Consider the following 25,384-nt stretch of genomic DNA (forward strand, 5'->3'; position numbering starts at 1 on the left):
CAGGGATGCTTCGGCGGGGGCGCATCCGCCCTGCGCGTCGCCGCGGCGATCAGCCTCCGGCGCGTTCGCGGAGCGCCGCCTCGTACAGCTCGCGTTTGCCGAGCCCCGTGGCCGCGGCCACCTCCGCCGCGGCATCCTTCAGCCGTGCGCCTGCGGACGTGAGTTCCAGAACGCGCGCGACCGCCGCGCCGGCGTCGGCCGCCTCCGGTTCGGGGGCGCCGCCGACGACGATGCAGATCTCGCCGCGCACGCCCTCCGCCGCCCACTCGGCGAGCTCCGCGAGCGGCCCGCGCCGGACCTCCTCGTGCAGCTTCGTCAGCTCGCGGCAGACCGCGGCCGGCCGATCGGCGCCGAACGCCTCGGCGAGCGCGACGAGACTCGCCGCGAGCCGGGTCGGCGCCTCGAAGAACACGAGTGTGCGCCGGTCGCCGGCGAGCTCCGCGAGGCGGCGGGAGCGCTCGCCCGCCTTGCGCGGGAGGAACCCCTCGAACGCGAAGCGGTCGGTCGGCAGCCCCGAGAGGGCGAGGGCCGTCACCACGGCGCTCGGACCGGGGATGGCGGTCACGAGGACGCCGCCGGCCGCGGCCGCCGCGACGAGCGGGAAGCCCGGGTCCGAGACGGTGGGCATGCCGGCGTCGCTCAGGACGAGCAGGTCCTCGTCGCGGGCGAGCTCCACGAGCTCGGCCGCCTTCTGCCGCTCGTTGTGCTCGTGCAGGGCGATGAGCCGCGGTCGGTTCTCGATGCCGAGGGCGGCGAGGAGGCGCTGCGTGACCCGGGTGTCCTCAGAGGCCACGACGCGCGCCTCGGAGAGCGCGGCGCGCAGGCGCGGCGAGGCGTCGCCGAGGTTGCCGATGGGCGTGGCCGCGAGGATGATCATGGCCTCAAGTCTCCCGCATCCGGCGCCGATGGAGTTCTCCACAGATCGCCTCCGACTCCGCAGATTCGAATCAATGTTCGATAAAATCGGGTCATGGTGGGAATCGAGACAGCCGCTCCGGCGACAGCGGGCCGGGCGACCGATGAGCCGGCGGCGGCCGACTGGGCGTCGACTGAGTCGGGCGCAGCCGACTGGACCTCGCCCGATCCGGGTGCACCCGACTGGGCCTCGACCGATCCGGGCGCGGCCGACTGGACCTCACCCGATCCGGGCGCAGCCGACTGGGCCTCGGCCGACTGGGCCTCGCTCGACGCGTGGCGCGCGGCGTCCGCGGCGGGCGGCTCCCGCGCGGTGTTCGCCGAGCTGCAGGCGAGCCTCGATGCGGCCGAGGGCGCGCAGCTCCTGCACACCAGGCAGTTCGCGGCGCAGCTCGATGCGTTCCGACGCGCCTTCGCACTCGCCGACGCCCATCCGGAGCTGTATCTGCACGCCGAGACGCTCGCCGACGGCGAATCGATCGGCGCGTCGTCGACCGGCACGTCGGCGACTGGCACATCGTCGACTGGCACATCGTCGACCGCCACATCGGCGACTGGCACATCGTCGACCGGTGCGTCGCCGACCGGCGCATCCCGCGGCGGTCCTCGCACCCGGGCGCCGTCGCCCGACATCCCGGAGCTCGCCGCCCGCTCGGTGGCCGCCGAACTGTCGATGCGCCTGATGCTGCCCGCCTCGACCATCCGCAGTCGCGCCCACGAGGCGACGTACTGCCACGACCTCCTGCCTCGGCTCTGGGCCCGCTTCCGAGAGGGCATCGCGTCGTACGCCGAAGTGCGCGTCGCGCTCGAGGTCATCTCGGGGCTCCCCGTGCCGTCCGATTTCCGGGGCGGCACGTCGGAGCACCGGGCCGCCGCGCGTGCCGCCGCGGAGCGGCTCGCAGCCCTCGATGCGGAGTTCGCCGAACTCGCGGCGACGGTGCCGCTCGCCCGGTTCCGGCGGCGGGCTCGGCTGCTCCGCGCGAAGCTCGATCAGCCCGACGAGGTCTCCGCCCGTCACACCCGCGCGCACGCCCGGCGCCGTCTCGTGGTCGATCCGGCCGACGACGGCATGGCCTGGGTCACGCTGCACATCTCGGCGGTCGACGCAGCGCGCATCCGCGCTCGAATCGGTGCCACGGCGACCGGCTGCGCGGGGCGGCCCGGCGAGACCCGCACCCTCGATCAGCTGCGCGCCGACGTCGCGACGGAGCTCCTCACGGGCGCGGGCACGCCCACCGCGGTGCGCACCGAGATCCTCGTCACCGTGCCCGCGCTGACGCTCATCGGTGCGAACTCGACCACGACCTCTGTCTCGTCCTCGCCCATGACCACGCCCCCGGCCACGGCGACGGCGACGGGGACGGCGACGGCGACGGCGACGGCGACGGCGACGGCGACCAAGACCACCGCATCCGGCTCAGCGCCCGGCCCCGCGCCCCGCCCCGCGTATCGACCCGCCGAGCTCGAGGGCTACGGCCCGATCGACGACGACACCGCCAGGCGGTTGTTCGCCGAGGCGCCGACGTTCCTCCGGCTGGCCACCGACCCGTTCAACAACGCACCGCTCGCCCTCGACCGCACGCGCTACCGGGTGACCGCAGCCCAGCGCAGATGGCTCGCCCACCAGTACGAGGGCTGCACCCGGCCGGGGTGCACGAGCCCGGCGACCACAGCGGATCTCGACCACCTCACCGCATGGGCGAACGGCGGCACGACCGACATCGACAACCTGGCCCCGGTGTGCCGCTCCGATCACACGCTGAAGCACCGGGCCCGATTCACCGTCGCCCGCTCCTCCGACGGCACGATCACCTGGCGGAGTCCCGGGGGCCGTCTCGCGCGCACCGACCCGCTCCGCTCACGGGACTACCCCGATCGTGCGCCGTTCTGATGTCTTAGGGTGGGGCGCATGAGTGTCGCCGAGCCGCCGGAGCAGCCTGCGCGCAACGGCGACGCTGCAGAGGCAGACGTGTCCGCGGAGACTCCCCCGCCGGCGCAGTCGCAGCCGCAGTTGCAGCCCGAGCCGGAGCCAGAGCCGCAGCCGCAGCCGCAGACGCAGACGCAGACGCAGCCGCACGCCCGGACAGCCACGCCCCCGCTTCCGGGCTCCGACCTCTTCGCCGCCGATCCGTTCCCGCCCGAACGCGACGCCGCCGCCGAGCCGACCGGCTCGCGGCACGACGAGTGGTGGGCGAGGCTGCTCTCGACCCCGCGGCGCCGCGCGCTCTGGTACTGGGGCGGGCCGATCCTCGTGACGCTGCTCGCCGCGGTGCTCCGCTTCTGGAACCTCGGACACCCGCAGGCGATCGTCTTCGACGAGACGTACTACGTGAAGGACGCCTGGACCCTCCTCCACAACGGCTACGAGTCGACGTGGCCGGAGGGCGCCGACGCCGACTTCGCCGCGGGCGACACCGACATCTACGGCGACCAGGCCTCCTACGTCGTCCACCCGCCGCTCGGCAAGTGGATGATCGCGCTCGGCATGGCCGCGTTCGGCGCCGACTCCGCGTTCTGGTGGCGCGCTTCGACCGCGCTCGCGGGCACCGTCGCGGTGTTCCTGCTGACGCTGGCCGGGCGCCGGCTCTTCGGCTCGACGATGCTCGCGGTCCTGGCCGGGCTCCTCTTCGCGGTCGACGGCAACGCGATCGTGATGTCGCGCGTCGCCCTCCTCGACAACTGGCTCATGCTCTTCGCCCTCATCGGGTTCTGGTTCGTCCTGCTCGATCGCGATTGGAGCGCCCGCCGGCTCGAACGCCGCGTGGGAGAGCTCCGCGCGGCGGGCCGCGATCCGCACTACGGACCGGTGCTCTGGGCGAGGCCCTGGGTGTTCGCCGCCGGCGCGGCGTTCGGCGCCGCCGCATCGGTGAAGTGGTCGGGGGCCTGGTTCCTCGCGGCGTTCGGCATCTACCTCGTCGTCGTCGACGCCGTCGCCCGCCGCCGTGCCGGCCTCCAGCTCTGGGCGAGCGGCGCCGTGCTGAAGCAGGCTCCGGCCACGTTCCTGCTCCTCGTCCCCGTCGCGCTCGCGGTCTACCTCGCCTCGTGGACCGGATGGTTCGTCACCTCGGGCGGCTACGACCGGCACTGGGCGGAGGAAGCCGGCAACGCGGCGAGCGGATGGCTCTCCTGGGTGCCGCTTCCGCTGCAGAGCCTCTGGCACTTCCACCAGAGCGCGTACACCTACCACGTGGGCGTGCACACGCCGCATCCGTGGCAGGCGAACCCGCTCACCTGGCTCTTCATGATCCGGCCGACGAACATGTACTACGCCGACAGCGCGGGCTGCGGCGGCGGCTGCACGGAGTCGATCATCGGCCTCGGGAACCCGCTCATCTGGTGGGCCGCAGCGATCGCGGCGGGCTACCTCGTCTACCGGCTCGTCCGCCGGCGCGAGTGGGCCGTCGGCGCCATCCTCGTCGGCCTTGCCGCCGGGTACCTGCCGTGGCTCGCCTACCTCGACCGCACCGTGTTCGAGTTCTACTCGATCGCCTTCGAGCCGTACCTGCTGCTCGGGCTGGTGTTCGTCATCGGGCTCGTCCTCGGCACACGAGACGATCCGCGCTGGCGACGGGAACGCGGCATCCTCACCGTCGCGATCTTCCTCATAGCCGTCGTGCTGGTCTCGGCCTTCTTCCTGCCGATCTGGACGGCGCTGCCGATCCCGCCCCTCCTCCGCCAGCTGCACTTCTGGCTGCCGAGCTGGGGCTGAGCGCGAGACTCGCTACCCCGACAGCTCCGCCAGGCGCAGCTCGAGCTGATCGAGCACGAGGTCGAGCCCGTAACCGAACTCGTCGCCGTAGTCGTAGCGCTGCCCGACGATGCGGGTCTCCAGGAACTCGGTCAGGTACGGGTACTCCTCGGCCGCCAGTTCGAGGCCGGCGGCGAACTCCTCGGCCCCGACCTCGGGCGTGAAGGGCAGGTTCGTCTCGGTGAGCACGAAGCCGTAGACGTACGCGTCGACCACGGAGAACGCATGGCCGGCGAGCAGCACATCGAAGCCGTTCGTCCGGAGCACGCCGAGCACGCGGTCGTGCTGCCGGACGACGGCCGGGCCCGGATCGCCCCGCGATTCCAGCAGCACGAGGGCCCACGGATGCGCCGACAGCACTGTTCTCGCGCCGTGCGCGCGCTCGGTGAGCGCTTCGCGCCACGGCGCCCCGAGCTCGGCGAGCGGGAACCGGGAGAAGATCTCCTCGGCGAGCGCGTCGAGCATCGCGTCCTTGCCGTCGACGTGGTGGTAGAGCGACATGGCCTCGACGCCGAGCTCGCGGGCGACGGTACGCATGCTGACCGCGGCGAGTCCGCCGGCATCGGCGACCGCCATCGCGGCGGCCACGATCCGCTCGCGGGTGAGCGGCGTCCGAGCCCGGCCCGCTGCGCGACCAGCCCCCGAGCCCGAGCCCGACCCCGAGCTCGATGCCCGGCTCGATGCCCGATCCTGCGCTGCTTCGGCCACAGTTCCTCCCGACTCTCCCGCGCCGGCTGACGAGCGCCGAGCGGCTGGGCTGAACGCGGGCCCGGGCGATTCGACGTGCAGCACTTGCGTCCTTACGAGTGTAAGGCTACCGTTGGCGCCAACAGACTTACAGGCGTAAGGGAGCAGCATGCGCGCAGTCGTCGTCGAACGGTACGGCCCGCCCGAGGTGGCGCGAGTCGTCGAACGCCCCGATCCGGTGCCGGGGCCGGGCGAGGTCCTCGTCCGGGTCGAGGCCAGCACGGTGAACTCGGGCGATGCGCGCATCCGCGGCGGGCGATTCCCCGAGGGCTTCGGTGCCGTCGCCCGGCTCGCCTTCGGGTTCCGCGGCCCCAGGCGCCCCGTACTCGGCAACGTCGTGTCCGGCGTCGTCGTCGCGGCGGGGCCGGAACCGCGCGGGCGAGCGGCGGCGCGGCTCGCTGCCACGCCCGGCGCCGGACTCGCGGTCGGCGACCGGGTGTGCGGCATGACGGGGGTCGCCATGGGCGCGCACGCCGAGCTCGTCGCCATCTCCCGAGGCAAGCTCGCGCCCATCCCCGCGGAGGTCGCGCACGAGGATGCCGCGGGCGTGCTCTTCGGCGGCAGCACCGCGCTGCACTACCTCACCGACAAGGGCGGCATCCGCGCGGGCCATCGCGTGCTCGTGATCGGCGCCTCGGGCGCGGTCGGCACGAGCGCCGTCCAGCTCGCGAAGCACTTCGGCGCGCACGTCACGGCCGTCTCGAGCGCCCGCAACGCCGCGCTCGCGACCGAGCTCGGCGCCGATCGCGTCGTCGACTACCGGGTGACCCCGCCCGAGGAGCTCGACGAGCGCTTCGACCTCGTCCTCGACACCGTCGGCGCGCTCTCCCCCGCGACCGGACGGCCCCTGCTCGCCGACGGCGGACGCCTCCTCCTCGTCGTCGCGAGCCTCGGCGAGACGATCACCGCGCACGGGCCGGTGAAGACCGGCCCCGCCCCGGAGCGGCCGGAGGGCTTCGCCGCGCTGCTCGACCTCCTCGCCGACGGCCGGCTCCGCGTCGTGCACGAGCCGGCACTCCCGCTCGACCGGATCGCCGAGGCCTACGCCCTCGTCGACAGCGGACGCAAGGTCGGCAACCTCGTCGTGCACCCGCAGCGGCTCGGCCTTCGCCCGCGACCCGCGCAGCAGACGCCGGAGCGGAGCACGCCGTGACCGGCGAGGCCGCCGCGGCGGTCACGAGCGCCGCGAGCACCGCCGCCACCACCGCGGCGGGCACCGTCGGCATGGACCCGGTGCGCATCGTGCTCGCGGGCGCCTGGATCTCGCTCATGCTGATCTATCTGCTCGGCGACGTGCTGCGGATCTTCTCGGGCGACCTCACGCCCGGTCGCATCAGCGGCACCGAGGCGACGAGCGGCATGTGGCTCGCGGCGGCGCTCATCATGCTCGTGCCGATCGCGATGATCCTCGTGTCGCTCCTCACCCCGGCCGAACCGCTGCGCTGGATCACGATCGTCGTCTCCGCCGCGCTCGTCGTCTTCAACCTCGTCGGGATGCCCTACCCGGGCCTCTACGACAATGTGCTCCTCGTCGTGAGCTTCCTGGTCAACGGGGTGCTCATCTGGCAGGCGATCGCCTGGCGCCCGGCGGGATGAGGACGCGGGGCGGTGCAACGCGACCCGCGCCGCACCGCGCCGCGCCGCGCCGCGCCGCTCCGCACCGGCGCCTAGTGGCCCGAGCCGCCGTCGACGAACTTCAGGCCCACGACGCAGCCGACGAGCCCGACGAGGAGCGCGATCTTGATCCACGACACCTCGGCGTCGCCGGTGACCATCGCCCAGACGACCGTGAGCGCTGCGCCGATGCCGACCCAGACGGCGTACGCCGTGCCGGTCGAGATGTCGCGCATCGCCCAGGCGAGGCCGCCCATCGAGAGCGCGAGCGCGCCGAAGAAGATCACCGAGGGCCAGAGCTTCGTGAAGCCCTCGGACTTGCCGAGCGCCGTCGCCCAGACGGCCTCGAGAACACCGGATGCGATGAGGATGACCCACGCCATGATCGTTCACTCCTGACTCGTGCGGCACCGATGATACGGATGCCTCGCGCCAGTCGTCGTGTCCGGGTACTGGGTGCCCTCGTCCGGTGGCCGCCGGAGTGGGCGACCCGGGCTTCATCGTAGCAACGGCGCCTGATCAGGGGCTGTGCAGGCTGATCAGGGGCTGTGCACCCCGCGCCGCTACCGCTACGCGAGCGCCATCCGGTCGAAGTGCTCGACGACGGGGAACGGATCGTAGAAGCCGTGCAGGAGCTCCCGCCACCGGCCGTACTCCGCCGAGCCGCGGAAGCCGGGGTCGTGCGCCTCGAGCGATTCCCAGCGCACGAGCAGCAGGTACTCGTTCGGCGTCTCGATCGAGCGCGACAGCTCGAGGTCGAGGAAGCCCGGCATCCCGGCGATGATCGCCTTCGCCTCGGCGAAGGCCTCCTCGAACGCCGCCTCGCGGCCGGGGACGACGGGCAGGATCGCGTGCTCCAGGATCATCGCGCCAGCGTAGCGGCCGGCCGCCCGGCACGGGCCGCGCGCCTGCATTGCCCCGCGTTACGGCGGGACTCGGACCCGGCGGATGCCCCGGCTAGCGTTGCGGCATGGCAGACCGCGAATACGGCTTCAAGACCCGCGCCATCCACGCGGGCAACATCCCCGACCAGGTGACGGGCTCGCGGGCCCTGCCGATCTACCAGACGAGCGCCTTCGTCTTCGACGACACCGCCGACGCCGCCGCGCGCTTCGCGCTGCAGAAGTACGGCAACATCTACTCCCGCCTCGCGAACCCGACGGTCGCGAGCTTCGAGGAGCGCGTCGCGAGCCTCGAGGGCGGGCTCGGCGCCGTGGCGACCGCGAGCGGCCTGAGCGCGCAGTACATCACCTTCGCGAGCCTCGTCGGGGCGGGCGACCACCTCGTCGCCTCGGCGAACCTCTACGGCGGTTCGATCACCCAGCTCGATGTCACCCTCCGCCGCTTCGGCGTCGAGACGACATTCGTCGCGAGCTCGGACGCGGAGGCCTACGCCGCCGAGATCCGCGACTCCACGAAGGCGATCTTCGTCGAGACGATCGCGAACCCCTCCGGCGAGATCGCCGATCTCGAGGCCCTCGCCGACGTGGCGCACGCGCACGGCATCCCGCTCATCGTCGACTCGACGATCGCGACGCCGTACCTCAACCGCCCGATCGAGTGGGGCGCCGACATCGTCACGCACTCGGCGACGAAGTTCCTCGGCGGTCACGGCACCACCCTCGGCGGCGTCGTCGTCGAGTCCGGCCGATTCCACTGGCACTCCGAGAAGTTCCCGCTGTTCGGGCAGCCCGTGCCGAGCTACGGCGGACTCGAGTGGAGCGGCAACTTCGGCGAGTACGCGTTCCTGACCCGGCTCCGCGCCGAGCAGTTGCGCGACATCGGCCCCTCGCTCGCCCCGCACTCGGCCTTCCTCCTCGCGCAGGGCGTCGAGACGCTCCCGTACCGCATCCAGGCGCACGTCGACAACGCGCGCGCCGTCGCGAACTGGCTCGCCGAGGACCCGCGCATCGAGCGCGTCTTCTGGGCCGGCCTCGAGGACCACCCGCACCACGACCGCGCGAAGAAGTACCTGCCGCTCGGCCCGGGCTCGGTGTTCAGCTTCGAGGTGAAGGGCGGCCGCCGGGTCGGCCAGCAGCTCATCGAATCGGTGGACCTCGCGAGCCACCTCGCGAACATCGGCGACGCGAAGACGCTGATCATCCACCCGGCCTCCACGACGCACGCGCAGCTGACCGAGCAGCAGCTCCTCGACGCGGGTGTCGCGCCCGGCGTCATCCGCCTCTCCGTGGGCATCGAGGACGTCGACGACATCATCTACGATCTCGACCAGGCGCTCGCGGCCGCGACAGGAGGCACCCGATGACCGACACGCTCGAAACGGTCCGGCTCGTGAACGGCCTGAGCTGCGAGCTCCCGGCCGACTCGCCGCTCGCGAAGCTGCTGCGCTCCCAGCGCACCTGGGCCGGCCCCGACGCGAAGGCGCGCCTGCGCATCCTGAACGCCGCGAAGTCGGTCGCGATCGTCGGCGCCTCGCCGAAGCCGCAGCGTTCGAGCTACTTCGTCGGCACCTACCTGCAGCAGTCGAGCGACTACCGGCTCTACTTCGTGAACCCGAACGAGTCCGAGATCCTCGGCGAGCCGGCCTACCCGAGCCTCGCCGCTCTGCCGGAGGTGCCCGATGTCGTCGTCGTGTTCCGCCGCGGCAGCGACATCCCGCAGGTGGTGGACGAGGTCGTCGCCGCGGGCGCGAAGACGATCTGGGTGCAGCTCGGCATCTGGAACGAGGAGGCCGCCTACTACGGCGAGGAACAGGGCCTCACCGTCGTCATGGACCGCTGCATCAAGGTCGAGCACGCCCGCTTCCACGGCGGCCTGCACCTGCTCGGCTTCGACACCGGGCAGATCAGCGCCCGCAAGACGGCCCGCTGAGGCCGGGTCGCTGAGCTCGGGCACCCACGCGGCCGCCGGCACTAGGCTCGACCGCGTGCTGAACGCCGATCGAGCGAGCGAGGGCACGCCGGCGGTCGGCGTGCTCGGCCCCGTCGTGGTCGCGGATGCGAGCGGATGCCTCGTCGAGCCGCCGGGGGCGCTCGCGAAGGCGCTCGTGGCCGTCCTCGTCGCGATCCCGCGCCGCCCCGGCGATGCCGTCGGCATCGACACGATCGTCGACGAGCTCTGGGGCGACGCGGCCCCGCAGCATCCGCGCGCCGCGCTCCAGACCCTCGTCAGCCGGCTCCGGCGGATCGCCCCCGGGCTCATCCGCTCCACGCCGGGCGGCTACGCCCTCGACCCGGGCCCGCGGCTCGTCGACCTCACGGCGGCCGAGCTCGCGGAGGGGCCGAGCGATCCCGACGCCGTCGACGCGAGCGCGGAGCTCGCGACGGTGGACGCGGCCCTCGCGGGCTGGCGCGGCGAGCCCGGAGAAGACCTCGGCGGCGCACCGGTGGCCGAAGCCCTCGCCGCCCGGGCCACGACCGCGCGGGAGCGGCTCCTGCGCCGCCGGGCGGCGCTCCTCGCCGCGAGCGGCACCGCCCACGCCGAGACCGCCGAAGCCTACGCCGCCCTCGCCGAGCGGCATCCGCTCGACGAAGCGGTCGTGGCGGGCCGCCTCGAGGCGCTCGCCGCGGGCGGCCGCCGAGCGGAAGCGCTCGCCGAGTACGCCGCGTTCCGCGAGCGGCTCGCCGAGGAGCTCGGCGTCGACCCCTCGCCGGCGCTCGTCGGCGTGCACGCGCGACTGCTGCGGGAGACTCCGGAGGCCGGTTCCGCGGCATCCGGGACGCCCGCGGCGAGCGCGGACGCCGCGCAGGCGGGCGGGGCCACGATGCCCGTCGCCGGCGTCCGCCTCGGCCTCCGCGCCGCCCCCAACCCGCTGCTCGGCCGCGACGACGACGTGCGCGAGGTCGAGCGGCTCCTGCACGAGCACCGCCTCGTGACGGTGCTCGGCGCAGGCGGGCTCGGCAAGACCCGGCTCGCCCAGGCGGTCGCGGCCCGGTTCCCGGCGCCCGCGGTCGTCGTCGTCGAACTCGCGGGCGTCCGCGACGACGACGACATCGAGCTCGCGCTCGGGTCCGCGCTCGGCCTGCGCGAGGCGCGCTCCGCGCGGCTCGCGGACGCGGCGAGCCGTCCCGAGCTGCGTCAGCGCATCGAGGCCCGACTCGGGGAGGCGCCGACCCTGCTCGTGCTCGACAACTGCGAGCAGATCATCGACGGCGCCGCCCGATGGGCGGCCGAGCTCCTCGCCGCCGCTCCCGAGCTGACGATCCTCGCGACGAGCCGCAGCCCGCTCGAGATCAGCGCCGAGCGCGTGGTCCCGCTCGCCCCGCTCGTCGTCCGCGACGGCGAGGGGATCGGTCCCGCCGGACGGCTCTTCCGCGATCGCGCCCTCGCAGTCCGGCCCGACGCCGCGCTGCCGGACGACGTCGTCGACCGCCTGTGCACGCGGCTCGACGGGCTGCCGCTCGCCATCGAGCTCGCCGCCGCCCGCGTCCGCTCGATGTCGGTCGCCGAGATCGAGGCCCGCCTCGACAACCGCTTCGCCCTGCTCTCGAACGGCGACCGGAGCGCGCCCGAGCGGCAGCGCACGCTGGAGGCGGTCATCGACTGGAGCTGGGCGCTCCTCGACGACGCCGAGCGGCGCGGCCTTGCCCGGCTCTCCTGGTTCGCCGACGGGTTCGGGGTCGACGCCGCCGACGCCGTGCTCGGCGACGACGCGCTCCGCGTGCTCGACGGCCTCGTCGCCCAGTCGCTCCTCACGGTGCGCGAGTCCGACGACGGCACCGTGCGGTACCGGATGCTCGAGACGGTGCGCGAGTTCGGTCAGCTCCGGCTCGAGCGCGAGGGGGCGACCGCCGAGGCGAGGGATGCGATGGCCCGCTGGGCCGAGCGGGTCTCCGAGCTGCCCTTCGTCGGCGGCGGCGAGGAGCAGCTGCGGGCGCTCCGCCGCCTGCGCCTCGAGGAGGAGAACCTCGTGGAGGTGCTGCGCCGCGCCATCGCCGAGGAGCGGGTGCCCACCGTGCTCCGGGTGTACTCGGCGCTCGGCTACTTCTGGAGCGTGCGCAGCGCCCACGCCGAGGTGATGGCGTTCGGCCAGGCCGCGCTCCTGGCGACGCGGCACGGCGCACGCGGACCGGAGCTCGCGGTGCCCGCGCTGCTCACCGCCGTCTTCGCGGCATCCACGGCCATGGCCTACGACGCGGCGACCGCCGCGCGGGCCCTCGCCCGGCTGAAGGCGCACGCGCGCGACGGCTGGCCGGTGCCGGAGTGGCTGCGCGGCATCGCGGGCTTCCTGGAGGCCGGCGACCTGGAACTGGCGGTCGGGCAGCTCGTCGCCATGAGCGAGTCCGACGACCGGTCGACGGCCCTCGTCGGAGCGCTCCTGCGCACCCAGTTCGAGGAGAACGCGGGCGACCCCGAGGCGGCGACGGAGCACGCGCACCACGCGCACGCGCTCGCCCGCCGGGTCGGGGACGTCTGGGCCGAGTCGATGTCCGCGATGATGCTCGCCCAGCTCGCGAGCCAGACGGGGCATCCGGAGGCGGCGCTGCGCTGGGCCGAGTCCGCCGAGGCGGGCCTCCGGCTCCTCGATTCCGAGCCCGACCTCGTGCAGCTCGAGTGGATGCGGGCGGGCAATCTGCTCTCGGCGGGACGCCTCGACGAGGCGCGGCCGCTCATCACGGAGTTCGCGTCGAGCGAGCGGCGGACCGCGGACGGACTCGGGCTGGCCACCGTGGGCGAGCTCGGCCTGTCCGAGCTCGCGCGCGCGGAGGGTCGGATGGCGGATGCCGCGAGCCACGCCCGCACCGCGCTCGACTCCTTCGGGGTCGCCGAACGCTCCTCCCCCTGGTACCTCATGGTGCTCGCGGACCTCGTCTCCGCTGCCGCGCACGACGAGCGGGATGCGGAGGACGCCGCGTTCTGGGCCGCCCGCATCCGGTACCGCACGCTCGGGCTGCACCGCGCCTGGTCGAGCTACACCGACAAGCCGGTGCTCGGCACCGCCGCGCTCGGCTGGTCGGCGTGGGCCATCCGCCGCTCCGAGCTCCGCGAGCGGGGGCTGGAGCTCCTCGCCCTGGCCGAACGCCTCCGGGCGCGCCAGGACCTGCCCGGCCTGCGCCTCGCGACCCACTTCGGCGACGCCGAGGGCCTCGTCGGCCGTGCCGCACTCGAGCAGGCGCGCTCGGCGGCGGCAGCACTCGACCCCGAGGCCCGGGTGGCGCGGACGCGCGAGCTCCTCGCACGTCCGCTGCCGACGACGGGCCCCGGGGCCTGAGCCGCGCGGGGGCGGTTACGCCTTCCGCATGTAGGCGCGCACCGTGAGCGGCGCGAAGACCGCGACCACGATCGCCGCCCCGAGGAGCGTCGCGAGCAGGTCGCCGGTGACGTCGCTGCCCATCGTGAGGCCGCGAGCGGCGGTCACGAGGTGCGACACCGGGTTGATGCCGACGAACCATTGCAGCCAGTCGGGCATCGTGTCGGCCGGGACGTAGGCGTTCGAGAGGAACGTCAACGGGAACAGCACGAGGAACGAGATGCCCTGCACCGAGCCGGCCGAGCGGGCGATCACGCCGAAGAACGCGAAGATCCAGCTGAGCGCCCAGGCCGCCACGATCACCACGACGCTCGCCGCGAGCACGCCGCCGAGGCCGGCCTCCGGGCGGTAGCCCATCAGGTACCCGGTGACGAAGGTGAGCGTCGTCGCGATGCCGTAGCGCACCGTGTCGGCGAGGAGCGCGCCGGCGAGCGGGGCGACCCGCGCGATCGGCAGCGAGCGGAATCGGTCGAACACGCCCTTGTCCATGTCCTCGCGGAGCTGCACGCCGGTGACGACCGAGGTCGTGATGACGGTCTGCACGAGGATGCCGGGCAGGAAGAACGGCAGGTACTTCAACGGGTCCCCGGCGATCGCCCCGCCGAAGATGTACGTGAACATCACGGTGAACAGGATCGGCTGCAGCGTCACGTCGACGAGCTGCTCGGGCGTGCGCTTGATCTTCAGCAGCCCGCGGTACGCCATGCTGAGCGAGTTCCGCACGGTCTGGCCGAGGCTGACGTGGTTCTTCAGGCTGCGAGCGGCGCCCGGGACGATGGTGGTGGTGGTCATGCGCGGCTCCCTTCGAGCTGCGGTTCGGCCGAGTCGTCGGCGGCGGATTCCTCCGCCTCGACGCCGTGGCCGGTGAGGGTGAGGAAGACCTCGTCGAGCGTCGGCTTCTGGACGCTGAGCTCGGTCAGGTGGATGCCCGCCTCCCGGAGCGTGACGAGGAGCTCCGTCACCCGGTCGGCGTCCTGCATCGGAGCCGTGAGCCGGCCCGCCTCGGGGCTCGTCGTCGCACGCACGCCGAGCACGCGCTCGATCGCCGCCTGCGCGTCGCCGAGGTCGCGGGGGTCGGTGAGCCGCAGCTGCAGGCTCGAGGAGCCGACCGAGGCCTTCAGCTCGTCGGCGGTGCCCTCGGCCGCGACGCGGCCGCGATCGATGACCGCGATGCGGTCGGCGAGCTGATCGGCCTCGTCGAGGTACTGGGTGGTGAGCAGCACGGTCGAGCCGCTCGACACGAGCCGGCGGATCGTGTCCCACATCTGCGCACGGGTGCGCGGGTCGAGGCCGGTGGTCGGCTCGTCGAGGAAGATGAGCGGGGGCTGCGCGATGAGACTCGCGGCGAGGTCGAGGCGACGGCGCATGCCGCCGGAGAACTGCTTGAGGGGGCGCTTCGCGGCATCCGTCAGTCCGAACTCCTCGAGGAGCTCGGCGGCCTTGCGCTTGGCCTCGGCGCGGCCGAGCCCGAGCAGGCGGGAGAACAGCACGAGGTTCTCGGTCGCCGAGAGCGTCTCGTCGACCGAGGCGTACTGACCGGTGACGCCGATGAGCTGCCGCACGACCTGCGGCTCCTTCACGACGTCGTGCCCGAAGATGCGCCCCGTGCCGGCGTCGGGCCGGAGCAGGGTGGCGAGCATGGAGATGGTGGTGGTCTTTCCGGCCCCGTTCGGGCCGAGGACGCCGTAGACCGTTCCGGCCGCGACCCGCAGGTCGACGCCGTCGACGGCGCGGTTCGCGCCGAAGGTCTTCACGAGGCCGTCCGCCTCGATCGCCCAGTGTGAATCGGTGTGGTTCATGCCCCCAGGGTCCCGCCAGCCGCTTGCACGGCACTGCCACGACGCTGTCACGGCGCGGTCATGGGCGCGGTCGTGGCGCACGCGGGGGGCGCCGCGCACGATTCTGCGATTTCTCGCGGCATCCGTGCGCGAGAACGCGCGTACCCTGGTGTGGTGACAGCGTTCGTCTCCGCCCTCGATCTCTTCTCGATCGGCATCGGGCCCTCGAGCTCCCACACCGTCGGGCCGATGCGGGCCGCGACGGCGTTCGTCGACCGCCTCGACGCGGCCGGCCTCTCCGATCGCGTCGCCCGCGTCAGCTGCTCCCTCTACGGATCGCTCGGCGCCACCGGTCTCGGCCACGGCACCCCCGACGCCGTCGTCGCCGGGCTCGCCGGCCTCCGCCCGCACGACTGCGACCCCGACGAGGTGCGCGGAGCCTGGCAGCGGCTCGACGCCGAGGGATCCGAGCTCCGCCTCGGCGGACGGCACCCGATCCTCCTGCGGCCGAGCGACATCACGCTCGAGCCGCGCACCCGGCTTCCCGGGCACCCCAATGCCCTCACCCTGCAGGCGTGGGACGCCGACGGCGCCCTGCCCATCGCCGAGGAGACCTACTACTCCGTCGGCGGCGGCTTCATCCGCCGCGACGGCGACCCCGCCACCGAGGCCGAGGCGCTCCGCCACCCGCTCCCCTACTCGACCGCGGCCGAGCTCCTCGAGCTCTGCGACGAGCACGGCGTCTCGCTCTGCGACGTCGCGCGGCACAACGAGGTCGCCGTGCACGGCGAGACCGGCATCGACGAGGGCCTCGACGCGATCTGGGCGGCGATGGCCGAGTGCGTCTCGCACGGCCTCGCCACCGAGGGCGAGCTGCCGGGCGGACTCCGCGTGAAGCGACGCGCCTCGCAGGTGCGCCGGCAACTCGAGGCCTACGACCGCGAGGAGCTCGAAGCCGCCGCGCACCGCGACACCTCGACCGAGTGGCTGCACGCCTTCGCCCTCGCCGTGAACGAGGAGAACGCCTCGGGCGGCCGGGTCGTCACCGCCCCGACGAACGGCGCGGCCGGCATCCTGCCCGCCGTCGGCCACTACTACCTGCGCTTCGTCCCCGGCGCGGATCAGGCCGGCATCCGCCGATTCCTGCTCACCGCCTCCGCGATCGCGAGCCTCGTGAAGAAGAACGCCTCGATCTCGGGCGCTGAGGGCGGCTGCCAGGCCGAGGTCGGTTCGGCCTGCGCGATGGCCGCCGGCGCCCTCTGCGCCGTCCTCGGCGGCACGCCGCGCCAGATCGAGAACGCCGCGGAGATCGCCATGGAGCACCACCTCGGCCTCACCTGCGACCCCGTCGCCGGGCTCGTGCAGGTGCCCTGCATCGAACGCAACGCGATCGCGGCCTCCACCGCGGTCTCGGCGGCGCGGCTCGCGCTGCACGGCGACGGCACCCACCTCGTCTCGCTCGACACCGTCATCGAGACGATGCGGCAGACGGGCCTCGACATGATGACGAAGTACAAGGAGACGAGCGAGGGCGGCCTCGCGGTGAACGTCATCGAGTGCTGAGCGCCGGGTGCTGAGCGCTGGTGCTGAGCGCCGGTGCTGAGCGCTGGGGTCGGGCGGACCTCCCCGCGGTGTCCCTGCCGGGGGAAGCCCGCCCGTCGGGCCCTCAGCAGGCGCAGGTGATCGCGCCCGCCTGGGCCGGGTCGCCGCCGAGTCCGTGCTCGACCGCGACGTTCGTGAGCGGATCGACGGGCCTGGCCCGCAGACCCTCGTCCGTCTCGTAGGCGAAGCCCTCGCGCACCCAGTACTCGAAGCCGCCGATCATCTCCTTCACGGGATGGCCGAGCCGGGCGAACTCGAGTGCCGCGCGCTGCGCGCCGTTGCAACCGGGCCCCCAGCAGTACACGACCACCGCGGCTCCCGCGGGAACGACGGCGGCCGCGCGCTCGGCAATGGCCCGGGTCGGCAGGTGCACGGCGCCCGGCACACGACCCTGACGCCAGGATGCCTCGCTCCGCGTGTCGACGAGGACGAAGCCGGCCGGCTCGTCACGGAGCGCCGCGGCGACGTCGGACACGTCGGTCTCGTACGCGAGGCGCGCGGCGAAGTGCCGGACGGCGTCGACCGGGTCGGCGACGTGCGCGAACAGGGCGGAGCTCGTGGCGGTGTCGGTCATGCCCCGAGCCTCTCAGGCCCCGGCCGATGCGACCCCGACAGATCCCGCCGACGTGCCTCGAAATCCCGCCAGATCCGGTGGCGCGGCCGGAGACGCCGGGCGCGGCCGGGCTCGGCCGAAGCAGCCTGCGCAGCCGGGCTCAGCCTGCGCGGCCGGGCTCAGCCGCCGAAGAAGGCGGTGACGGCCGCGCCGAGCGCGACGAGGTCGTCGACGTGGGCGAGCTCGCGCGCCGAGTGCATCGACAGCAGCGGCACGCCGACGTCGACGGTGCGGATGCCGAGCCGGGTCGCCGAGATCGGCCCGATCGTCGAGCCGCAGGGCACCGTGTTGTTCGACACGAACGGCTGCGTCGGCACGCCGGCGCGCTCGCACGCGGCGAGCCACATCGCCGAGCCGACGGCGTCGCTCGCGTAGCGCTGGTTCGCGTTGAGCTTCAGGAGCGGGCCGCCGCCCAGCACCGGCCGGTTCACCGGGTCGTGCCGCTCGGGGTGGTTCGGGTGCACGCCGTGCCCTGCGTCGGAGGAGAGCAGCCACGAGGCGGCGGCGGCACGACGGCGGTCCTCCGCGGTCGCGGCGAGGCCGTCGCCGATGCGGGCGAGGACGTCCTCCAGGAACGGCCCGGCCGCCCCCGAGCGCGACTCCGAGCCGAGCTCCTCGTGATCGAAGGCGGCGAGCACGCTCAGGTGGCCCGCGTCGCTCGGCGCCGCGAGGAGCGCCACGAGCCCGGCGTAGACGGAGCTCAGATTGTCCATCCGGCCGGAGGCGAAGAAGACGCCGTCGCGGCCGAAGCGCTGCGGCGCCGCGGTGTCGGCGAGGAGCACGTCGTAGCCCGCGATGTCGTCGGCGGCGACCCCGGCATCGGCGGCGAGCTCGGCGAGCACGTCGCCCTCCTCGCCCGCGCCCCAGACGGGCTGCACGTGCCGCTGCTTGTCGAGGGTGAGCGCCTTGTTCTGCTCGCGGTCGAGGTGGATCGCGAGCTGCGGGATGCGGAGCATCGGCCCGGTGCGGGCGAGGTGCTCGGCGCCGTCGCGCGTGACGATGCGCCCCGCGAGCTCGAGCTCCCGATCGAGCCAGGAGTTCAACAGCGGCCCGCCGTAGATCTCCACCCCGGCCTGCAGGAGCCCGGCCGATGCGGTGGACGGGCTCGGCTTCAGCTTGAAGGAGGGCGAGTCGGTGTGCGCCCCGAGGATGCGCACCGGCGCGGTCGGCGTCGCGCCCGCGGGCTCGACCCAGGCGATGACGGCGCCGTCGCGCACGACGACCCGGCGGCCCGGTCCGCTCGGCCAGGCATCCGCCTCGTCGAGCCGCTCGAAGCCGGCCGCCTCGAGCCGGCGGGCCACCTCGGCTGCGGCGTGGTACGAGGAGGGCGAGGCCTGCACGAAGGCGGCGAAGTCGTCGAGGTAGGCGGAGGCGTCGATCGCGGGCATGCCTTCGACCCTACGCGACCCGGATGGCCCGGGTGCGCGCCGGCGAGCCGGAGGTGGCGCTATGCGAAGCGGATCACGGCCTGCAGCCGCGCTCGCACCTCCATCACATCGGTGCCGCCGAGGCTCGGCGAGCCGGGGATGCCCTCGCGGATCGCGCTCGTCAGCCGCGAGCGCCGCACGAGCGCCGTCGCCGCGCCGCGGATCGAGCCGCCGAGTTCGAGCGGGTCGGCCGCGTGCTCGTCGGGGACGACGACGAGGAGCGCGGTCGGCTTCACCTTCGCCGGTCGGGTCACCGCCTTCGCCCGTGCGGCGAGCGCCCGGAACGGCCGTTCGCCGTCGAGTCCCTCGCCGATGAGCTCGTTCCGGCGGAAGCGCACCTCGCTCCCCCAGTCCTCCGACTGGATCGCGAAGAGCCCGGTCGGGCCGAGCACCAGGTGATCGAGCTTCGGCGGCAGGCCCGGACCCGCGGCATCCGTCGCCACGTCGTGCCAGATCGTGTAGGCGATGCCGAGCGTCGCGAGCGAACGCGCGGTCGCCTCCTCGGCGAGCGCATCCGCGAGCACGTGGCGGATGTCGCGCGGAGCGGCCCGCACGAGCGCCGGGTCGTAGGGGTCGGCGAGCTCCTGCCCGCGGCCCACCCACTCGCGGATGAGGCCGAGGTAGCGTTCGCGGTCGTAGCCGCCCGGATGCCCGTACGAGCGCGCCTGCGGCCGGGAGTCCCGGCGCGGCCGCGGTGCGGCGGGCGCCCAGGTCTCGCGCGAAGGCGTGCTCGTGCCCGAGCCGCGGTCGAACCTCGCCCGCGCCTCCGGGGTGCCGACGAGGGTCCAGGCCTGCTGCACCGCGTGGAACCGGGCGGCGTCGCCGCCGGTGTCGGGGTGCGCGTCGCGGAGCGCGCGACGATAGGCGGCGCGCAGCGCGGCGTCGTCGGCGTCGGCCGGGACGCCGAGCAGTTCGTACGGCGACGCGGACAGTGGACTCTCGGGCATTGGCTCGCTTTCTGCTGCGAGGACGAGGATACCGCCGCGCAGCTGGACGGCGGCGCTGGCGGGCCGCGTCAGCGTGTGGCGGGCGCTGCGCGGTCCGGTCGGCTCAGTCGGCCGCGGCGTCCGCCGGGCGGAGCAGCCCGCCGGCGACGAGCTCGCGCAGCGTCGGCGAGAGCTCGGTCCAGAGGGCCTCGGCATCCGCCTCGAGGAGCTCGGCGATCGCGTCCGAGAGGATCCCGGTCGGCAGCTCGCCGTCCGCCGCGCCGACGAACGCGGCGAGCGCGGTCCCGGCATCGACGACACGCCCGAAGCCGCCGCCCTGACGCAGCAGGATGACCGTGGGCTGCTCGGCACCCGGCCAGTGGTGGCGTTCCTCCGTGACGTCGGGGGCGACCTCCAGGCGGATGCCCCGGAGCGCGGTGTCGTCGAGCGGCTCGATCGCGTCGATCGCGGCGAGCGAGCGCTCCAGATGCGCGGCGAGGCCCCCGGGTTCGCCGCCGAGCGGGCCGTGCAGCCGCTCCGCGCGCGCGAGGCGGGCGGGCTCGCCGTTCGCGGGGCGGCGGAGCAGCACGTAGCCGAATCCGACGGACTCGACGCCGCGCTCGGCGAAGTCCTCGAGCCAGGCGGCGTGCAGCCGTTCGAACTCGGCCGTGCCCGGACGGGTCCCGCCGTCGCGGATCCACGTCTCGGCGTACTCGCTCGGGTCCTGGCGCTCGCGTTCCACGATCCAGTACTCGAGGCCGCCGTCCTCCAGCCAGCCGATGACGCGTTCGAGCCCGTCGGCGATGCCCTCGCCGGTGTCCGGGGACGCGACGACCCGGTACTCCCAGTTCGCGAGGAGCTGGGCGATGCCGCCGGGTTCGAGGTGCTCGGCGGCGCCGCGCATCACGGACTCGACGAGCTCGTCGCCCGCCATCCCGCCGTCGCGGTACTCGTAGCTCGGCACCTCCGGGCGTCGCGGGGTGATGACGAACGGCGGGTTCGACACGATGCGGTCGAAGCGCTCGCCCGCGACCGGCTCGTAGAGGCTGCCGAGGCGGAACTCGATGCCGTCGACCCCGTTCAGCGCCGCCGTGAACCGTGCGAAGGCGAGTGCGCGCTCGGAGATGTCGGTCGCCACGACGCGCTCGCTGAAGCGCGCCGCGTGCAGCGCCTGGATGCCGCTGCCGGTGCCGAGATCGAGCGTCCGCCCGGCCGCACGCTGCAGCAGCAGCCCGCTGAGCGTGGTGGTCGCACCGCCGACGCCGAGCACATGGTCCTCCGCGAGCGCCGGACCGGCGCCGGAGTCCCCCACGAGGGCGAGCTCGCCCAGATCGGAGGCGATCCACCACTCGCCCTCGCCCGAGGCATCCGCGAAGGCGTAGGGCCGGAGGTCCACGAGCGAGGAGACGTCGCCGAGCGGAGCGGTCGGGCCGAGCGGGGCGGTCGCGCCGGTGCGCTCGCGCAGCAGTCCGAGCTCGACCGCGCCGTCGACACCGAGCGCGGGCAGCGCGAGCTCGAGCGCGGCCCGATCGGCCGGGGCACCGAGCACGAAGACGCGCACGAGGGCGGCGAGGGCGCGCGTCGCGTCCGCCTCGGCGTCGTCGCCGAGTCCCGCGAGGACGTGGTCGAGGGCGAGCAGCGCCGGGGCGCGGTGGCCGCGCTGCAGCGCCCGGCCGGGGTGACTGCGGCCGTCCACCGCGCTCTGCTCCCAGAGCGCCTCGATCCGCGCGACGCGGAACCCGGCCGCGTCGAGATCCGCGCGGAGCGCGGCGAGGAGCGCGAGGGTCGGTTCCGCGGGCTCGGCGGAGAAGCGCCCGACGAACGCCGCGGCCCGCCCGGTCGCGCCGCGGACGGACGCCCCGCCGGACGGCTCGGCCGGTGCCTTCGCGGATGCGTCCGGGAACGCCGCGGCGGATGCCTCGACGGACTCGTCGCTGGAGTCGGCGATGGATTCCGGCATGGTGTTCTCCTCGTCCCCGGTGCGAAGCCGCGCCGTGCACGGTCAATTCAAGCAGGCGGCGCGACCGGCTCGGCGCGCCCCTGCCCTGCGCCGAGCTCCGCAGGGCCACGGCCACCGGGCGCCACCGGGCGCGACCGGCGCGACGGGCTGCCACCCGGCAGCGTCACACTGCCGACATCTGGGCGACACCTCCCGCGTCGTCGTGTAACCGCGCCGTCACACGGGCGGCGTACCCTTGGCTACGAACAACACTTCGAGGGGAGGTGGCCATGGCCGAGCCGACATCGCTCGAGCGACTCCGTCAAGACGCGCGCGACGAACTCGCCGCGCTCATCGAGCTGCGCTGCCGCCTCGGCGAAGACCCGTGGGTGTTCCTGCCCGATCTGCCGTCCGTCGACGAGCAGGTGGTCGCGACCCTCCGCGAAGACCGGCTGCACGACGGCACCTGGGCCGTGCAGCGGGCGCGCGCCTACCACCCCACCGCCCGCCCGGGCGACGTCGAGCGCTTCGAGTACGAGCTCCTCCGCGGGATCGCCCTCGAGCATCCCGAGCTGAGTCAGGCCGCCTGGTCGATGCTCGATCGCGTGCCGAGCGCCTGGTAACCGGCGAATCCCCTCACCCCACCGGCCGGTCGGCCGCCGGGCGGTCAGCCCGCCAGACGATCGGACGCCGGGCGGTCAGCCCACCGCACGATCAGCCCGTGGCGAGCTTCGCGCGCCGCTGCACCGCCATCCACGTGAAGAAGCCGACGATCGTGAACGCGCCGTAGAACAGGTACAGCAGGGCCGAGGCGTAGTAGCCGGCGCTGACCAGGAGCGGCACCCCGACCGCGTCGACCGCGACCCAGATCAGCCAGAACTCCGTCCAGCCGCGGGCCATGCCCCAGGTCGCGAGGAGCGAGCCGACGAAGATCCACGCGTCCGCCCAGACCGGCTCGAAGGAGCCAAGTGCGCGGAAGATGGGCGTCAGCACGAGGGTGCCGCCGAGGAGCGCGACGACGAGGAGGATGCGCACGCGCCCGCTCGCCCATCGGGGCTCCACCGCGGACACCGCGGACCTCCGGTGCTGCGACCAGCGCACCCAGCCGTAGATCGACACCGCGATGAACATGACCTGCCGTCCGGCCTGGCCGAGCAGGTTCACGGGATTCGGGGTGTCGAAGACGGCGCCGAGGAACACCGTGAACAGCAGCGCGTTGCCGACGATGCCGACGGGCCAGGCCCACACCTTCCGCCGCATGCCGCCGAGGGCGCTCGCCAGGCCGAACAGGTTGCCGACGATCTCGCGCCAGAGGATCACCTGGTCGCCGATGACCAGCTGCGCGTCGAAGAGCCACTCGATCGGGTTCATCGGGACCGTCGCCGACCGCGGTCGTTCACGAGGCGGAGCGCGCCGGACGCCGGCGTGCGACGAGGGCGACGACCGCGCGCCAGCCCAGGAGGAAGACGGCGAGGGTGCCGGTCGCGACGAGGACGAAGGCGAACTGGGTCCCCTGCCCGCTGACGGTGCGGAGGAGCATCCCCGCGACGAGCGTCACCACCCAGATCACGACGCCGCTCGGCCAGAGCGCGAACGGACGACGCCACGCGACGGAGACGAGCCAGCCGAGCCCGAGTCCTGCGAGGAACGGCCAGGCGGTCTGCCAGAGGCCGGCGAGATCGAGCCCCTGGGCGTGGCTGCGCCGCCCGATGACGACGAAGAGCACGACGAGCAGCACGTCGGCGATGACGGCGGCCCACACGGCCGACTGGCGGTTCATCCCTCAATCGTAGGGCTCGCGAGCCCGGCGAGCGCCCGGCCGTCGTGCACGGGCAGCGCGCAGACGAAGTGCTCGCAGCGGTAGGCGGTCGCGCGCCCGTCGAGCGCCATGCGGCCGGCGAACAGCTCGAACCCGGCCTCCGCGAACGCGCGGGCCTGACGCTCGGTGACGATCGCGCGCACGGCGACATCCGCGCGCCTCGCCTCGGCGAGGAGGGATGCCTCGGCGCGGGCGAGCCCCTCGTCCGGCTTCCCCTCGGGCGACGCGCCCTCGTCCGAGGCCCGCTCGGGCACCACGGCGACGAGCTGCACCTCGCGTGCAGCGAGCCGGGCCATCACCGCGAGGGCGCCGCCGAAGGCGATCGGGCGAGCCGCCGCGACGCCGGCCACGGACGCCATCGCCCGCTCCGCCGCCGCCCGGTAGGTCTCGCCCGCGCCGAGTTGGGCGAGCAGCAGCGCCGCATCGGCGCAGCTCGTGAGCCCCGAGGGCGCGGCCCCCTCGGCCGGGTCGTCGGGCAGCGCGAGTCCGAGGGCATCGAGCGTCGCGTCGGGTCGCGGCGGGGCGAAGGGGATGCCTCGTGCCTCGGCGCCGCTCGCGACGGCATCCTCGAGCGCACGGTCGATGAGCTCCTGCGCCGTCAGCGCCCAGCGCGGTTCGCCGCTCGCGAGCGACAGGCGCAGCAGCCCGCCGGCGAGCATGCCCACGTCCTCGAGCGTGGCCGCGGCATCGGACACCGTGCCGTCGAGCGAGGCACGGCGGAGTACGCCTCCGGCGAGGTGGCGCTCGAGCACGAGCGACGCGGCGGCCCGCGCCGCCGTGAGCGCGGATGCCGCGGCCGAGGCGTCGAGCTCGCGGGCCGCGAACTCCGCGAGCGCGCCGATCGCGAGCCCGTTCCAGCCGCTGAGGAGCTTCTCGTCGAGCGCCGGCGGATCGACCGCCGCCCGCCCGTCCGCGTCGAGCCGGTAGAAGCCGCCCTCGTCGCGCCGCCCGTCGAGGATGCTCTCCGAGTCCTGCGCGCTCGCGAACCCGCCCCCGGGGAGCGCCATCGTGGTCGTGAGGAAGCGCGCGAGGTCGGCGGCGAGCGGCGCCGCCCAGCCGAGTTCGTCCGCCCGCCGGCTCGCGCGCACGGCGAGGCCGAGGAGCAGTGCGTTGTCGGGCAGCATGCGCTCGTAGTGCGGCTCGCTCCAGTCGCGCCGCGTGGCGTAGCGGAAGAACCCGCCGTCCACCGGGTCGAACAGCGGCGATGCCGCCATCCGCCGGAGCGTCCGGGCGCCGAGCACGGCCCCCGTGCCGGACATCTCGGCGAGGAAGCCGAGCACCGTCGGCACCGGGAACTTCGGCGGCGGACCGAAGCCCCCGAACTCCCGATCCTCATCGGCCGCGAGCGCCTCGACGGCGCCGCCGAGCGCGGCCGCCGTGGGCAGTTCGCCGCTCGTGGTCGCGGAGGCCGCCCCCGCAAGCGCCCTCGCGACCTCCTCACCCATCGCGAGCAGCTCGCCCCGTCGGGTTCGCCACGCCTCGGCGACCGCGGCGAGCACCTCGCCGAACGCGGGTGTGCCGCCGACGGTGCGGGGCGGGAAATACGTGCCCGCATAGAACGCCCGGCCTTCGGGTGTCGCGAAGACGGTGAGGGGCCAGCCGAGCTCACGCGTGAAGGCGGATGCCGCGGCCAGGTAGCTGCCGTCGACACCGGGATGCTCCTCCCGGTCGACCTTGATCGCGACGAAGTCGCGGTTCAGCACGGCGGCGACCGCAGGATCCGAGAAGCTCTCCCGCGCCATCACGTGGCACCAGTGGCACGTGGCGTAGCCGATCGAGACGAGCACCGGGACGTCGCGCTCGCGGGCCGCGGCGAACGCGTCGGCTCCCCAGGGGAACCAGTCCACTGGGTTGTCGGCATGGCCGCGGAGGTACGGGCTCACGGCGCCCTGCAGTCGGTTCGCCATGCAGCCAGCTTAAATGCCGAAAGGCCACCCCGGGGTTCGGGGTGGCCTTTCGTGAATGGGTGTCCGGCGGTGTCCTACTCTCCCACAGGGTCCCCCCTGCAGTACCATCGGCGCTGTCAGTCTTAGCTTCCGGGTTCG

General features: G+C 74.1%; 22 protein-coding genes and 1 rRNA gene. 9 read left to right on the plus strand and 14 right to left on the minus strand.

What is annotated here, in order from left to right; all coding sequences use genetic code 11:
• Positions 1 to 49: 49 nt before the first annotated feature.
• Positions 50 to 877 carry a 16S rRNA (cytidine(1402)-2'-O)-methyltransferase gene (gene rsmI, locus ROT00_RS10005; RefSeq protein ID WP_404774482.1) on the minus strand — a complete coding sequence of 276 codons (828 nt, stop codon included), beginning with the start codon at positions 875 to 877 and terminating at the stop codon, positions 50 to 52.
• 93 nt (positions 878 to 970) lie between these two features.
• On the opposite strand from rsmI, the gene ROT00_RS10010 reads away from it, so the two are divergent.
• Positions 971 to 2,806 (plus strand): HNH endonuclease signature motif containing protein, encoded by a 1,836-nt coding sequence (locus tag ROT00_RS10010; RefSeq protein ID WP_404774484.1) that lies wholly within the window; start codon positions 971 to 973, stop codon positions 2,804 to 2,806.
• A gap of 18 nt (positions 2,807 to 2,824) precedes the next feature.
• Positions 2,825 to 4,624, plus strand: coding sequence for a dolichyl-phosphate-mannose--protein mannosyltransferase (locus ROT00_RS10015; protein ID WP_404774486.1), 1,800 nt, complete (start codon positions 2,825 to 2,827; stop codon positions 4,622 to 4,624).
• A 12-nt stretch (positions 4,625 to 4,636) separates the two neighbouring features.
• Here the strand turns inward: ROT00_RS10015 and ROT00_RS10020 are convergent, their stop codons facing one another.
• Positions 4,637 to 5,251: a TetR/AcrR family transcriptional regulator gene (locus ROT00_RS10020; RefSeq protein WP_404774488.1), complete on the minus strand. Its 615-nt coding sequence runs from the start codon at positions 5,249 to 5,251 to the stop codon at positions 4,637 to 4,639.
• A 268-nt stretch (positions 5,252 to 5,519) separates the two neighbouring features.
• Between ROT00_RS10020 and ROT00_RS10025 the strand changes: the two genes are divergently transcribed.
• Together ROT00_RS10025 and ROT00_RS10030 are read left to right on the plus strand one after the other, a co-directional pair.
• Complete coding sequence (locus ROT00_RS10025) at positions 5,520 to 6,563, plus strand: NAD(P)-dependent alcohol dehydrogenase (RefSeq protein WP_404774490.1); 1,044 nt, start codon at positions 5,520 to 5,522, stop codon at positions 6,561 to 6,563.
• Positions 6,560 to 7,006, plus strand: a complete 447-nt coding sequence (locus ROT00_RS10030) for a hypothetical protein (RefSeq protein ID WP_404774491.1) — start codon at positions 6,560 to 6,562, stop codon at positions 7,004 to 7,006. Before ROT00_RS10025 ends, ROT00_RS10030 begins: the two co-directional genes overlap by 4 nt.
• A gap of 71 nt (positions 7,007 to 7,077) precedes the next feature.
• Here ROT00_RS10030 and ROT00_RS10035 read toward each other — a convergent pair whose 3' ends face one another.
• Together ROT00_RS10035 and ROT00_RS10040 are read right to left on the minus strand one after the other, a co-directional pair.
• Complete coding sequence (locus tag ROT00_RS10035) at positions 7,078 to 7,407, minus strand: DMT family transporter (RefSeq protein ID WP_404774493.1); 330 nt, start codon at positions 7,405 to 7,407, stop codon at positions 7,078 to 7,080.
• 186 nt (positions 7,408 to 7,593) lie between these two features.
• Positions 7,594 to 7,890 (minus strand): antibiotic biosynthesis monooxygenase family protein, encoded by a 297-nt coding sequence (locus tag ROT00_RS10040; protein ID WP_404774494.1) that lies wholly within the window; start codon positions 7,888 to 7,890, stop codon positions 7,594 to 7,596.
• Between the two features lie 104 nt (positions 7,891 to 7,994).
• On the opposite strand from ROT00_RS10040, the gene ROT00_RS10045 reads away from it, so the two are divergent.
• The 3 genes from ROT00_RS10045 to ROT00_RS10055 are packed head-to-tail and all read left to right on the plus strand — an operon-like array spanning position 7,995 to position 13,196.
• Positions 7,995 to 9,290 (plus strand): O-acetylhomoserine aminocarboxypropyltransferase/cysteine synthase family protein, encoded by a 1,296-nt coding sequence (locus ROT00_RS10045; protein ID WP_404774496.1) that lies wholly within the window; start codon positions 7,995 to 7,997, stop codon positions 9,288 to 9,290.
• Complete coding sequence (locus ROT00_RS10050) at positions 9,287 to 9,856, plus strand: CoA-binding protein (RefSeq protein ID WP_404774497.1); 570 nt, start codon at positions 9,287 to 9,289, stop codon at positions 9,854 to 9,856. The genes ROT00_RS10045 and ROT00_RS10050 overlap by 4 nt, the downstream gene beginning before the upstream one ends.
• A 55-nt stretch (positions 9,857 to 9,911) precedes the next feature.
• Positions 9,912 to 13,196 (plus strand): AfsR/SARP family transcriptional regulator, encoded by a 3,285-nt coding sequence (locus ROT00_RS10055; RefSeq protein WP_404774499.1) that lies wholly within the window; start codon positions 9,912 to 9,914, stop codon positions 13,194 to 13,196.
• 15 nt (positions 13,197 to 13,211) lie between these two features.
• On the opposite strand, the gene ROT00_RS10060 is transcribed toward ROT00_RS10055, so the two are convergent.
• Positions 13,212 to 14,027 carry an ABC transporter permease gene (locus ROT00_RS10060; RefSeq protein ID WP_404774500.1) on the minus strand — a complete coding sequence of 272 codons (816 nt, stop codon included), beginning with the start codon at positions 14,025 to 14,027 and terminating at the stop codon, positions 13,212 to 13,214.
• The gene (locus ROT00_RS10065; RefSeq protein ID WP_404774502.1) at positions 14,024 to 15,034 is read right to left on the minus strand and encodes an ATP-binding cassette domain-containing protein; all 1,011 of its coding nucleotides are present in this window, start codon (positions 15,032 to 15,034) and stop codon (positions 14,024 to 14,026) included. The genes ROT00_RS10060 and ROT00_RS10065 overlap by 4 nt, the downstream gene beginning before the upstream one ends.
• Before the next feature lie 153 nt (positions 15,035 to 15,187).
• On the opposite strand from ROT00_RS10065, the gene ROT00_RS10070 reads away from it, so the two are divergent.
• Positions 15,188 to 16,576, plus strand: a complete 1,389-nt coding sequence (locus ROT00_RS10070; RefSeq protein ID WP_404774503.1) for an L-serine ammonia-lyase — start codon at positions 15,188 to 15,190, stop codon at positions 16,574 to 16,576.
• A 103-nt stretch (positions 16,577 to 16,679) separates the two neighbouring features.
• On the opposite strand, the gene ROT00_RS10075 is transcribed toward ROT00_RS10070, so the two are convergent.
• From ROT00_RS10075 to ROT00_RS10090, 4 genes are all read right to left on the minus strand, one after another.
• Entirely contained in the window at positions 16,680 to 17,189 is a 510-nt protein-coding gene (locus ROT00_RS10075) for a rhodanese-like domain-containing protein (RefSeq protein WP_404774504.1), read from the minus strand.
• A 158-nt stretch (positions 17,190 to 17,347) separates the two neighbouring features.
• Complete coding sequence (locus ROT00_RS10080; protein ID WP_404774506.1) at positions 17,348 to 18,616, minus strand: M18 family aminopeptidase; 1,269 nt, start codon at positions 18,614 to 18,616, stop codon at positions 17,348 to 17,350.
• 59 nt (positions 18,617 to 18,675) lie between these two features.
• The gene (locus tag ROT00_RS10085) at positions 18,676 to 19,602 is read right to left on the minus strand and encodes a DnaJ domain-containing protein (RefSeq protein WP_404774508.1); all 927 of its coding nucleotides are present in this window, start codon (positions 19,600 to 19,602) and stop codon (positions 18,676 to 18,678) included.
• A 103-nt stretch (positions 19,603 to 19,705) separates the two neighbouring features.
• Complete coding sequence (locus ROT00_RS10090) at positions 19,706 to 21,541, minus strand: methyltransferase (protein WP_404774510.1); 1,836 nt, start codon at positions 21,539 to 21,541, stop codon at positions 19,706 to 19,708.
• Between the two features lie 269 nt (positions 21,542 to 21,810).
• On the opposite strand from ROT00_RS10090, the gene ROT00_RS10095 reads away from it, so the two are divergent.
• A complete protein-coding gene (locus ROT00_RS10095; RefSeq protein ID WP_404774511.1) occupies positions 21,811 to 22,143 on the plus strand; it encodes a hypothetical protein in 333 nt (110 codons plus the stop codon).
• 91 nt (positions 22,144 to 22,234) lie between these two features.
• Here ROT00_RS10095 and pnuC read toward each other — a convergent pair whose 3' ends face one another.
• The 4 genes from pnuC to rrf all read right to left on the minus strand — a co-directional run.
• Positions 22,235 to 22,891 carry a nicotinamide riboside transporter PnuC gene (pnuC, locus tag ROT00_RS10100; RefSeq protein ID WP_404774513.1) on the minus strand — a complete coding sequence of 219 codons (657 nt, stop codon included), beginning with the start codon at positions 22,889 to 22,891 and terminating at the stop codon, positions 22,235 to 22,237.
• A 25-nt stretch (positions 22,892 to 22,916) separates the two neighbouring features.
• Positions 22,917 to 23,300 (minus strand): DUF3054 domain-containing protein, encoded by a 384-nt coding sequence (locus tag ROT00_RS10105; protein ID WP_404774515.1) that lies wholly within the window; start codon positions 23,298 to 23,300, stop codon positions 22,917 to 22,919.
• A complete protein-coding gene (locus tag ROT00_RS10110) occupies positions 23,297 to 25,246 on the minus strand; it encodes a thioredoxin domain-containing protein (RefSeq protein ID WP_404774516.1) in 1,950 nt (649 codons plus the stop codon). Before ROT00_RS10110 ends, ROT00_RS10105 begins: the two co-directional genes overlap by 4 nt.
• A gap of 61 nt (positions 25,247 to 25,307) precedes the next feature.
• Positions 25,308 to 25,384: ribosomal RNA gene (gene rrf / locus ROT00_RS10115) — 5S ribosomal RNA — on the minus strand; the annotation flags it as partial.

Source organism: Agromyces mediolanus (assembly GCF_044917495.1).
GTDB classification, from domain to species: Bacteria; Actinomycetota; Actinomycetes; order Actinomycetales; family Microbacteriaceae; genus Agromyces; species Agromyces mediolanus_B.

Coding starts and splice junctions, on each gene's coding strand:
- rsmI (WP_404774482.1), bottom strand. CDS start 877: ATGATCATCCTCGCGGCCACGCCCATCGGCAACCTCGGCGACGCCTCG.
- ROT00_RS10010 (WP_404774484.1), top strand. CDS start 971: ATGGTGGGAATCGAGACAGCCGCTCCGGCGACAGCGGGCCGGGCGACC.
- ROT00_RS10015 (WP_404774486.1), top strand. CDS start 2,825: ATGAGTGTCGCCGAGCCGCCGGAGCAGCCTGCGCGCAACGGCGACGCT.
- ROT00_RS10025 (WP_404774490.1), top strand. CDS start 5,520: ATGCGCGCAGTCGTCGTCGAACGGTACGGCCCGCCCGAGGTGGCGCGA.
- ROT00_RS10035 (WP_404774493.1), bottom strand. CDS start 7,407: ATGGCGTGGGTCATCCTCATCGCATCCGGTGTTCTCGAGGCCGTCTGG.
- ROT00_RS10040 (WP_404774494.1), bottom strand. CDS start 7,890: ATGATCCTGGAGCACGCGATCCTGCCCGTCGTCCCCGGCCGCGAGGCG.
- ROT00_RS10045 (WP_404774496.1), top strand. CDS start 7,995: ATGGCAGACCGCGAATACGGCTTCAAGACCCGCGCCATCCACGCGGGC.
- ROT00_RS10050 (WP_404774497.1), top strand. CDS start 9,287: ATGACCGACACGCTCGAAACGGTCCGGCTCGTGAACGGCCTGAGCTGC.
- ROT00_RS10060 (WP_404774500.1), bottom strand. CDS start 14,027: ATGACCACCACCACCATCGTCCCGGGCGCCGCTCGCAGCCTGAAGAAC.
- ROT00_RS10065 (WP_404774502.1), bottom strand. CDS start 15,034: ATGAACCACACCGATTCACACTGGGCGATCGAGGCGGACGGCCTCGTG.
- ROT00_RS10075 (WP_404774504.1), bottom strand. CDS start 17,189: ATGACCGACACCGCCACGAGCTCCGCCCTGTTCGCGCACGTCGCCGAC.
- ROT00_RS10080 (WP_404774506.1), bottom strand. CDS start 18,616: ATGCCCGCGATCGACGCCTCCGCCTACCTCGACGACTTCGCCGCCTTC.
- ROT00_RS10085 (WP_404774508.1), bottom strand. CDS start 19,602: ATGCCCGAGAGTCCACTGTCCGCGTCGCCGTACGAACTGCTCGGCGTC.
- ROT00_RS10090 (WP_404774510.1), bottom strand. CDS start 21,541: ATGCCGGAATCCATCGCCGACTCCAGCGACGAGTCCGTCGAGGCATCC.
- ROT00_RS10095 (WP_404774511.1), top strand. CDS start 21,811: ATGGCCGAGCCGACATCGCTCGAGCGACTCCGTCAAGACGCGCGCGAC.
- pnuC (WP_404774513.1), bottom strand. CDS start 22,891: ATGAACCCGATCGAGTGGCTCTTCGACGCGCAGCTGGTCATCGGCGAC.
- ROT00_RS10105 (WP_404774515.1), bottom strand. CDS start 23,300: ATGAACCGCCAGTCGGCCGTGTGGGCCGCCGTCATCGCCGACGTGCTG.
- ROT00_RS10110 (WP_404774516.1), bottom strand. CDS start 25,246: ATGGCGAACCGACTGCAGGGCGCCGTGAGCCCGTACCTCCGCGGCCAT.